Raw genomic sequence first — 9,315 nt, 5'->3', positions numbered from 1 at the left:
TGCAACGTTGTTCCTTGAAAACTAGATAACGAAAACGAAACGTAAAGCGTGAAACTTAGAAATCCTTTTCGACATCTGGTCAAACAGATGTCGAAAGTTATTTTTAGCAAAGCTGATTCTTACGTAGCAATTATTGCTGCGCAATAATCTAAGGTTAAGCTAGAAAGAGCACACGGAGGATGCCTAGGCGCTAGGAGCCGAAGAAGGACGTGGCGAACGACGAAATGCCTCGGGGAGCCGTAAGCAGGCTTTGATCCGGGGATGTCCGAATGGGGGAACCCAGCTGTGGTAATGCGCAGTTACTATGCAGTGAATACATAGCTGCATGAGAGGCATACCCAGGAACTGAAACATCTAAGTACCTGGAGGAAAAGAAAACAAAATGTGATTCCGTCAGTAGCGGCGAGCGAACGCGGATTAGCCCAAACCAGGGGGCTTGCCCCCTGGGGTTGTAGGACCTCAACGTGGCAAAAGTTTGTTAGGCGAAGTGATCTGGAAAGGTCCGGCAAAGAGGGTAAAAGCCCCGTAGCCAAAAACAAACGTATGCCTAGAGGGATCCTGAGTACGGCGGGACACGTGAAACCCCGTCGGAATCCGGCAGGACCATCTGCCAAGGCTAAATACTACCTAGCGACCGATAGTGAAGCAGTACCGTGAGGGAAAGGTGAAAAGCACCGCGGAAGCGGAGTGAAAAAGAACCTGAAACCGTGTGCTTACAAGAAGTCAGAGCCCTCTTTATGGGTGATGGCGTGCCTTTTGTAGAATGAACCGGCGAGTTACGTTCCCGTGCGAGGTTAAGTCGAAGAGACGGAGCCGCAGCGAAAGCGAGTCTGAATAGGGCGCTTTAGTACGTGGACGTAGACCCGAAACCGTGTGATCTACCCCTGTCCAGGGTGAAGGTGAGGTAACACTCACTGGAGGCCCGAACCCACGAATGTTGAAAAATTCGGGGATGAGGTGGGGGTAGCGGAGAAATTCCAATCGAACTCGGAGATAGCTGGTTCTCCCCGAAATAGCTTTAGGGCTAGCCTCGGAGTAAAGAGTTGTGGAGGTAAAGCACTGATTGGGTGCGGGGCCCGCCAAGGGTTACCAAGTCCAGTCAAACTCTGAATGCCACAAACTCATATCCGGGAGTCAGACAGTGAGTGCTAAGATCCATTGTCAAAAGGGAAACAGCCCAGACCATCAGCTAAGGTCCCCAAGTGTGTGTTAAGTGGGAAAGGATGTGGAGTTGCACAGACAACCAGGATGTTGGCTTAGAAGCAGCCACCATTGAAAGAGTGCGTAATAGCTCACTGGTCGAGTGACTCTGCGCCGAAAATGTAACGGGGCTAAACACGCCACCGAAGCTATGGCATGTACGTAAGTACTTGGGTAGGGGAGCGTTGTATGTACATTGAAGTCTGACCGTAAGGACAGGTGGAGCGCATACAAGTGAGAATGCCGGTATAAGTAACGAAAAGATCAGTGAGAATCTGATCCGCCGAAAGCCTAAGGGTTCCTGAGGAAGGTTCGTCCGCTCAGGGTCAGTCGGGACCTAAGGCGAGGCCGAAAGGCGTAGTCGATGGACAACAGGTTGATATTCCTGTACCACCGTAGCCGTTATGAGCGATGGAGTGACGCAGAAGGATAGTGACGCGAGCTGATGGATGCTCGTCCAAGCAGTGAGGCTGGTGTGTAGGCAAATCCGCACACCGTAAGGCTGGGCTGTGATGGGGAGGGAAACTTAAAGTACCGAAGGTCATGATTTCACACTGCCAAGAAAAGCTTCTAGCCAGGTGAAGGTGCCCGTACCGCAAACCGACACAGGTGGGCGAGAAGAGAATTCTAAGGCGCGCGGAAGAACTCTCGTTAAGGAACTCGGCAAAAATGACCCCGTAACTTCGGGAGAAGGGGTGCCTCGGTAGGGTGAATAGCCCGAGGGGGCCGCAGTGAAAAGGCCCAAGCGACTGTTTAGCAAAAACACAGGTCTGTGCGAAGCCGCAAGGCGAAGTATACGGGCTGACGCCTGCCCGGTGCTGGAAGGTTAAGGGGAGCGGTTAGGGAGTAATCCCGAAGCTGTGAACCGAAGCCCCAGTAAACGGCGGCCGTAACTATAACGGTCCTAAGGTAGCGAAATTCCTTGTCAGGTAAATTCTGACCCGCACGAATGGCGTAACGACTTGGGCGCTGTCTCAACGAGAGATCCGGTGAAATTTTAATACCTGTGAAGATGCAGGTTACCCGCGACAAGACGGAAAGACCCCATGGAGCTTTACTGCAGCTTGATATTGGACTTTGGTACGATCTGTACAGGATAGGTGGGAGCCGTTGAAGCCTGAGCGCCAGCTTGGGTGGAGGCGCCGTTGGGATACCACCCTGATCGTATCGGAGTTCTAACCTGGTACCGTGATCCGGTATGGGGACAGTGTCAGGTGGGCAGTTTGACTGGGGCGGTCGCCTCCTAAAAAGTAACGGAGGCGTCTAAAGGTTCCCTCAGAATGGTTGGAAATCATTCGAAGAGTGCAAAGGCATAAGGGAGCTTGACTGCGAGACAAACAGGTCGAGCAGGGACGAAAGTCGGGCTTAGTGATCCGGTGGTACCGAATGGAAGGGCCATCGCTCAACGGATAAAAGCTACCCTGGGGATAACAGGCTTATCTCCCCCAAGAGTCCACATCGACGGGGAGGTTTGGCACCTCGATGTCGGCTCATCGCATCCTGGGGCTGAAGTAGGTCCCAAGGGTTGGGCTGTTCGCCCATTAAAGCGGTACGCGAGCTGGGTTCAGAACGTCGTGAGACAGTTCGGTCCCTATCTGTCGCGGGCGTAGGAAATTTGAGAGGAGCTGTCCTTAGTACGAGAGGACCGGGATGGACGTACCGCTGGTGTACCAGTTGTCTCGCCAGAGGCATAGCTGGGTAGCTATGTACGGAAGGGATAAGCGCTGAAAGCATCTAAGCGTGAAGCCCACCTCAAGATGAGATTTCCCAATTCGTAAGACCCCTTGTAGACGACGAGGTTGATAGGTTCGAGGTGGAAGTGCAGCAATGTATGGAGCTGACGAATACTAATCGGTCGAGGGCTTAACCTAAACAATCCCCACAAAGTGACGCGAAGCTGACGAAGCGAATTCCGATTACTTTGCGGGGAGCCCCGAAAGGTCAAGATCGATAGATTAAGATAAAAGGGCAAACAACTCACACTTTACGTAAGTTTCGTATCTAGTTTTCAAGGAATAAACCTTGAACAAAGCTTATGCTTTCGTAGCCAGTTTTGCTGAAGCAAAACTCTTAGTTTGGTGATGATGGCGGAGGGGATCCACGCGTTCCCATCTCGAACACGACCGTTAAGCCCTCCAGCGTCAATGGTACTTGAACCGAAGGGTTCTGGGAGAGTAGAACGTTGCCAAGCATTTTTCCCTGATAGCTCAGTTGGTAGAGCACTCGACTGTTAATCGAGTTGTCACAGGTTCGAGTCCTGTTCGGGGAGCCACATTAAGGCCCGTTGGTCAAGGGGTTAAGACACCTCCCTTTCACGGAGGTAACAGGGGTTCGAATCCCCTACGGGTCACCATTAATACCCACAAAGTGATGTGAGCTCAAAAGGCTAGATCTTATCACTTTGCATGGACGCTAAAAGATGATTCATGGAGGCTTAGCTCAGCTGGGAGAGCATCTGCCTTACAAGCAGAGGGTCGGCGGTTCGATCCCGTCAGCCTCCACCATAAATTTCCTATCTAGTAGTAGGAAGCGAATAGGTAATAACGACGCGGGGTGGAGCAGCCCGGTAGCTCGTCGGGCTCATAACCCGAAGGCCGCAGGTTCAAATCCTGCCCCCGCAACCAACCTCCAATAGCGAGGTAACTTAGTGTGGAGCCGTGGTGTAGAGGCCTAACATGCCTGCCTGTCACGCAGGAGACCGCGGGTTCGAATCCCGTCGGCTCCGCCATTTACAACTTTATTAGAGCCATTAGCTCAGTTGGTAGAGCACCTGACTTTTAATCAGGGTGTCGTAGGTTCGAGTCCTACATGGCTCACCATTGCTATGCGGTCGTGGCGGAATTGGCAGACGCGCACGGTTCAGGTCCGTGTGGGCTAACCCCCCGTGGAGGTTCGAGTCCTCTCGACCGCATCAAGTAAAAAAAGAGAGTGTTTAACAGCCTATGGCTATTGAACGCTCTCTTTTTTTAACATGTAAGAGTGTTTAACTTTTCCACCGAACTAAAACGTTAGGGCTGCCCCTTTTTAAAGCCAGAGACCGAGTCTTGGTCAAGCCCTTTCATTTTATGTTTGACAATGATAATTATTATCAATATTATGGATGATAAGATGTCAAGTTGAGCACGGGGAGTGAACATGACATGAAGACGATTAAATACTGCTGTAGAAACGAGAAATTTGGTTCCAAGCAAATATATAAATCGTTAAAAGACGAGTATCCTGACCTGAAACAAAAGAAGAAAGATTGCTTAGGCAACTGCAAGCATTGCAAGAAGGAATGCATCGCTATGCTCGGTAAAAAGGAACTGCTGTGCGCAGCATCTCCCCATCTCTTATACGCTCAGTTAAAGCAAATTATTGCGGATTCAAGAGCGGAAAAAGTAATGGTGTAAGCTTGCACAGGCTGAAGGTTATTGAATTCGTTTGTATTTCTAGGGGCAGTTCTGGTAATCTTGTATGTATGGGATTTTGACTAACGATAACCAAATAGAAAGGGCGTGCAGAAATGTTAAACGATACGCTTACAGAAGCTTTAAATGAACAAATGAACTATGAATTCTACTCTGCGCACGTCTATATGGCCATTGCCGGTTATTGCGCTGCTGAGAGCCTAGATGGCTTCTCAAACTTTTTTATTGTACAAGCTGAAGAAGAACGTTTCCATGCTATGAAGATGTTTAAATTTATAAATGATCGCGGAAAAAAGGTAACCCTAGCTGGTATGGAGACACCTGTAAACAACTATAAATCCATTTTGGATGCATTTGAACATGCCTTTAAACATGAGCAGGAAGTAACCAGAAGAATATATCATTTATCTGATCTGGCTTTAAATGACCGCGAGCATGCAACTATGCAATTCTTGAAATGGTTTATTGACGAGCAGGTAGAAGAAGAAGCAATGTTTGACAGCATAATTAATAAGCTTAAGCGGATCGATCAAGACAGCAATGCCTTCTTTATGCTTGATGCCGAATTTGCGCAAAGAACCTTCACGCCTCCGACTGGAGAATAATCGTCTTATGTATCATATAAACAAAGCCTACTCCAAGCTTACTACATGTTGCTGAGTAGGCTTTCCTTCTTATAGGGAGCCTCCAAAATAAATAAAAAAACATTTGCTTTTTTTCTAAATACCTGATATATTATTCCTTGTCGCCTCTGAAGAAATATTAGTGAGGGACATGCAATTAGGTCTTGCGGAAGTGGCTCAGGGGTAGAGCATCGCCTTGCCAAGGCGAGGGTCGCGGGTTCGAATCCCGTCTTCCGCTCCATAAGTGCCCTTAGCTCAGCCGGATAGAGCGTTTGACTACGAATCAAAAGGTCGGGAGTTCGAATCTCTCAGGGCACGCCATTCAAGTGAATATTGATTTCGGGACGTAGCTCAGCTTGGTAGAGCACCTGCTTTGGGAGCAGGGGGTCGCATGTTCAAATCGTGTCGTCCCGATATACACGCGGGTGTAGTTCAATGGTAGAACTCCAGCCTTCCAAGCTGGTAGCGTGGGTTCGATTCCCATCACCCGCTTATCTAATGAGAAGACCACAATTTGTGGTCTTTTTTCAATTTTTGATGTTTATGTTTATAATCGCATTTTATTAAAATCATTTAATAAGGCTTTGACTAGGCATAAAAGGGACGGGCAACCCCAAATTTTCGACATGGAAACTATTACTACGACACAAAAATTGATCTTTCTACGAAATCTATGATAGTCTATGACAGTAAAAAATGCCGAATCAGGGAGCAACATAAGCTCCTGTACGGGGGATTCTTTCTTAACAATGGGGTGAATGGCAGGATCACAGGTGCTCTAAGTGCTCTATTTGCTTGAAGTGTATCAAGTACATTATGTTTTGTAAGTCACCTGTGTAACAGCCAAGGGAATACCTCTTCCCGAACCCGTCAACTAACCTCGGAGGCTCAGGGAGGACATGGGTTTTGAGATTGTCAATGAAAGGTGTTATGGGAGTATCCACTTTGTTATGCGCGGCGGTTACCAGCAGTGTTGGATTTTCAGGTCAAGCAGAGGCAGCTCAACCTATTCCTGTTAAAGTTCAGATTAATGATGAAATTGTCCAGTTCGCGGAAGCTCAGCCGTTCATAGACTCGAAAGGGGTACTGCAAGTTCCCCTCAGGGCTGTATCTGAGAAGCTGGGTTATGAAGTTAAATGGGCTCAGCAGGGAGATGAGATTGCGGTTTCTCTGTTAACCAGAGATCAGGTTGTGTCGCTCAAAACCGATCAGCAGCAAGCTTTAGTGGGAAGCAAGAAAATTAGTATGGCAAGCAGTCCAACTCTTATTCAGGGGAGTACGTATGTGCCGCTGCGTTTCATTAGCGAGACGTTTGGATCACCTATTGATTGGAACGAGTCGAATCAAATTGCCATTGTCAACGCGGACGGCAAATCGCATCAACCGGCTTGGATCGCACCACCTCCCGCGCCAGCGGAGCCACCGTTATCGGACCAAATTGTGCAAATGGCGGACAGTTACTTAGGTGTACCTTATGTATGGGGAGGAACGACTCCAAGTGGTTTCGACTGTTCTGGGTTTGTTAACTTTGTCTATAATGCCAAGGGTGTTGAGCTGCCTAGAACTTCAGTCCAAATGTACGACCAATCCGGAGTAAGAGTTACCGATTTGAAAGTAGGAGATTTGGTCTTCTTTGCTTCAGGTATTGTCAATCATGTTGGAATTTATTTGGGTAATGATGAATTCATATCAGCTACTACTTCCAGAGGCGTTGCTGTAGAAAGTCTGACAAATCGTTATTGGAGCTCACGTTATGTGGGAGCCAAGCGCGTAATTTAAGGGATACATACTCAAAAAGGGAGCATTCGTTCTCATCAAGCCGCAAAATTGCGGTTTACGGAGCGAATGTTTCTTTTTTATGCAAAAATATCAAGTTATATATCGAATTTTTATTCATTTTCGCCTATAATGAAGTGATGTCCGGAGTCAGAGGAAGCGGGTGAAAGGCAATTAGCATGCTAGCTGGTGTTTGGAAGCAATGGCTATTTAAAAAAAGAGAAGCGGTTTCAAAGAATAGAAAGCAGGCTATCTCAAGCGGCGTATCCATACCCGGAGAAATTCAGGAAGTAATCCAACATTTCTTTTGCACTTATGATAATTTTCAAGGTGCCCGTAATCTTCAGACGGATACTTTTATAAAAGAAGTGTTTTACGCCACGAAGCAGGAGCCTATGGATCAAAGCACTGTTGAGGAAATGGAGACGTATCTCCACTACAATAATATGCAGAGACTGCGGCTAAAGCATTATGAAATTGATGAGTTTCTAATGGTCGACAGCGATGTGTGCCTGGTTGGCGTGACCAGAGAATACAGCGGCAATGTGAAAAACAGGGTGTTGTATTTTTTACATAAAGAAGATGGAGGCTGGCGCTTCCATCATATTGCAAGGTCTCATTATGGTGTTGTCCTTGATAAGTTTCAAGTAAGAGAACAGACGGGCTTTGTCATTGGTAATGAAAAAGCCGCGATGCTGTTTCTGACGCATAGTTCTTCTTCGGCGGCAACCAATTATATGACCGGAGATTACGTACACGCAGAAGGATACCTGGAAGTCGAGCAGCAAGTGAGCGGTCAACTGTTTTACAGGGTTGTTCGTATGAATCGCATTCATTAAGGAAAGGTAAGTGAAGCCCGGTATAGCTGAGAATCCCATGTTACTTTTCCACCAAGTGATTCTATGACTGCCCGAAGAGGCATATAGATATGTCCCTCTACGATTTCAGGAGCTGCAGGCAGTACGACTTTGTTACCATTCCAAAGCATGATCCGATCATCGGGATGCAGCCGGATATGGTTCGTACCATATTGTACAGTCAGTTCGCGTGCAGTTCCGTCCCATTCAAACTTCGCACCAATTCTCTCGAGAATTCCCCGCATGGGAACCATGCTGGTTTCTTCCGTTAAGTATCCTCGAAATTCTTGCACAAACTGTCCATTCACGGTTAATTGAATTTGTGGATTCTGCAATCTTTCCACAACAAGAGCGTTGCTGAGCTCCCTTCCAGGTGAAGTAATGATCGTGCCTCGCGCATACAACGCTGAGCTTGCGCCTCCATCTAAGTTCATGGCGTCTGTGATGCCTAACTGCTGTAAAACATGGGCCATATCCGAAATAGTGGCTGATGATACGGTGCCCATGAGCAGCTGACCGGATGCGTCAACGCCGATAAAGCTGCGAGCGTTCGCTTGAGTGGTGATTTTCGGGTCCGTAAAGCCATCACGGGTGTAATCGATGTCGATGTTTCCATCACTTAGCAGTCTAGGTCCAGCACCAACTGCAGCATCGACCATTGGCAATAGATCGGTACCGGAAAGAGATGCTTCCATGCTCATCGTATCCCCGATATGAATATTGGGCAGGACGTAGGTCTGGTTGTTGGCACTGTGGCCGATCAAGCAGACTTGTCCGTCTTCCGGGATCGTTACAGGGTCCTCTGTAATTGCGGTGACCACGTTGTTTTCAATGACAACTTTAACAGAATTCGTATAGGGAACTTGAGTGCCAAAGGAACGGGTATACCACACAACTTGATCATCTACGGAATCTCCGTAGTATTTGTTGATTCCCCATGCTGTAAAACGGTACGTGCTTTCCTCGTGGTTTACGCTGATTTGCTGCTGGGTCTCAACATTCTCTAAGTGTGCAGTATGGTCAGCGAGCACAAGCAGGGAAGCATTGCTGCCGGAGTGGAGTATACTGCCTGAGCCGATCAAAAGCCCATTCGGATAGCGGATTGATGCATCTTTTTCATAGGCATCGAAGAAGGTACCGTTAATGCCGGCGACAGCATGGCTGCGCTCCATCATGGAGCTGAAGGACTCAACATGCCCAATGCCGTCTGAAGCTATGACGGGTCTAATGCGCAAGTAAGGATCGCTTAGGTCGACGGAAACCCAATTGGCGCTGAAGACTTTACCGTTATAGGGAATGGTGGCTGAGTGCGTGTTGACGCTTTCCTGAGCGGAGGCTTGAAATGGGACCGATACGGATATCAGGACCGTACAGAACAGACATTGAAGGAATCCTGTACGGAACCTGTTAGGGGTTCTTGGTAGACGCATCTTTGAAGGTTTCCTTTCT

Annotated in this window: 5 protein-coding genes, 11 tRNA genes, 2 rRNA genes and 1 riboswitch; of the genes, 17 read left to right on the top strand and 1 reads right to left on the bottom strand. The window is 47.9% G+C overall.

Going from position 1 to position 9,315, the window contains the following annotated elements; all coding sequences use genetic code 11:
• Window positions 1-152: 152 nt before the first annotated feature.
• The 17 genes from L0M14_RS23675 (at window position 153) to L0M14_RS23595 (ending at window position 7,848) form a co-directional block, all read left to right on the top strand.
• Window positions 153-3,071: ribosomal RNA gene (locus tag L0M14_RS23675) — 23S ribosomal RNA — on the top strand.
• Between the two features lie 203 nt (window positions 3,072-3,274).
• Window positions 3,275-3,391: ribosomal RNA gene (rrf, locus tag L0M14_RS23670) — 5S ribosomal RNA — on the top strand.
• 5 nt (window positions 3,392-3,396) lie between these two features.
• Window positions 3,397-3,472, top strand: a tRNA-Asn gene (locus tag L0M14_RS23665).
• Window positions 3,473-3,478: 6 nt separating this feature from the next.
• Window positions 3,479-3,553: transfer RNA gene (locus L0M14_RS23660), tRNA-Glu, on the top strand.
• 75 nt (window positions 3,554-3,628) lie between these two features.
• Window positions 3,629-3,704 (top strand) — tRNA-Val (locus L0M14_RS23655).
• A gap of 43 nt (window positions 3,705-3,747) precedes the next feature.
• Window positions 3,748-3,824, top strand: a tRNA-Met gene (locus L0M14_RS23650).
• Window positions 3,825-3,851: 27 nt separating this feature from the next.
• Window positions 3,852-3,928 (top strand) — tRNA-Asp (locus L0M14_RS23645).
• A gap of 15 nt (window positions 3,929-3,943) precedes the next feature.
• A tRNA-Lys gene (locus L0M14_RS23640) sits at window positions 3,944-4,019 on the top strand.
• Window positions 4,020-4,026: 7 nt separating this feature from the next.
• A tRNA-Leu gene (locus L0M14_RS23635) sits at window positions 4,027-4,111 on the top strand.
• 229 nt (window positions 4,112-4,340) lie between these two features.
• Window positions 4,341-4,592: a DUF1450 domain-containing protein gene (locus L0M14_RS23630; protein ID WP_235118950.1), complete on the top strand. Its 252-nt coding sequence runs from the start codon at window positions 4,341-4,343 to the stop codon at window positions 4,590-4,592.
• A 113-nt stretch (window positions 4,593-4,705) separates the two neighbouring features.
• The gene (locus tag L0M14_RS23625; RefSeq protein WP_235118949.1) at window positions 4,706-5,215 is read left to right on the top strand and encodes a ferritin; all 510 of its coding nucleotides are present in this window, start codon (window positions 4,706-4,708) and stop codon (window positions 5,213-5,215) included.
• A 184-nt stretch (window positions 5,216-5,399) separates the two neighbouring features.
• A tRNA-Gly gene (locus L0M14_RS23620) sits at window positions 5,400-5,474 on the top strand.
• A gap of 3 nt (window positions 5,475-5,477) precedes the next feature.
• Window positions 5,478-5,554 (top strand) — tRNA-Arg (locus L0M14_RS23615).
• Between the two features lie 19 nt (window positions 5,555-5,573).
• Window positions 5,574-5,647 (top strand) — tRNA-Pro (locus L0M14_RS23610).
• A 7-nt stretch (window positions 5,648-5,654) separates the two neighbouring features.
• Window positions 5,655-5,725, top strand: a tRNA-Gly gene (locus L0M14_RS23605).
• Window positions 5,726-5,920: 195 nt separating this feature from the next.
• Window positions 5,921-6,134, top strand: a riboswitch (cyclic di-AMP (ydaO/yuaA leader).
• A 5-nt stretch (window positions 6,135-6,139) separates the two neighbouring features.
• Window positions 6,140-7,012, top strand: a complete 873-nt coding sequence (locus L0M14_RS23600; RefSeq protein WP_235118948.1) for a C40 family peptidase — start codon at window positions 6,140-6,142, stop codon at window positions 7,010-7,012.
• Window positions 7,013-7,188: 176 nt separating this feature from the next.
• Window positions 7,189-7,848, top strand: coding sequence for a hypothetical protein (locus tag L0M14_RS23595; RefSeq protein ID WP_235118947.1), 660 nt, complete (start codon window positions 7,189-7,191; stop codon window positions 7,846-7,848).
• Here the strand turns inward: L0M14_RS23595 and L0M14_RS23590 are convergent.
• Window positions 7,845-9,296 carry a phosphodiester glycosidase family protein gene (locus L0M14_RS23590; RefSeq protein WP_235118946.1) on the bottom strand — a complete coding sequence of 484 codons (1,452 nt, stop codon included), beginning with the start codon at window positions 9,294-9,296 and terminating at the stop codon, window positions 7,845-7,847. The genes L0M14_RS23595 and L0M14_RS23590 overlap by 4 nt on opposite strands.
• Between the last annotated feature and the right edge of the window lie 19 nt (window positions 9,297-9,315).

This window comes from Paenibacillus hexagrammi (assembly GCF_021513275.1).
Lineage (GTDB): Bacteria > Bacillota > Bacilli > Paenibacillales > NBRC-103111 > Paenibacillus_E > Paenibacillus_E hexagrammi.
Note: the sequence above shows the minus strand (reverse complement) of the source record. Positions and strands in the feature narration are given on the sequence as shown.

What these genes read in the sequence shown, in the direction of transcription:
- L0M14_RS23625 (WP_235118949.1), top strand. Translation starts at nt 4,706, where the DNA reads ATGTTAAACGATACGCTTACAGAAGCTTTAAATGAACAAATGAACTAT.
- L0M14_RS23630 (WP_235118950.1), top strand. Translation starts at nt 4,341, where the DNA reads ATGAAGACGATTAAATACTGCTGTAGAAACGAGAAATTTGGTTCCAAG.
- L0M14_RS23590 (WP_235118946.1), bottom strand. Translation starts at nt 9,296, where the DNA reads ATGCGTCTACCAAGAACCCCTAACAGGTTCCGTACAGGATTCCTTCAA.
- L0M14_RS23595 (WP_235118947.1), top strand. Translation starts at nt 7,189, where the DNA reads ATGCTAGCTGGTGTTTGGAAGCAATGGCTATTTAAAAAAAGAGAAGCG.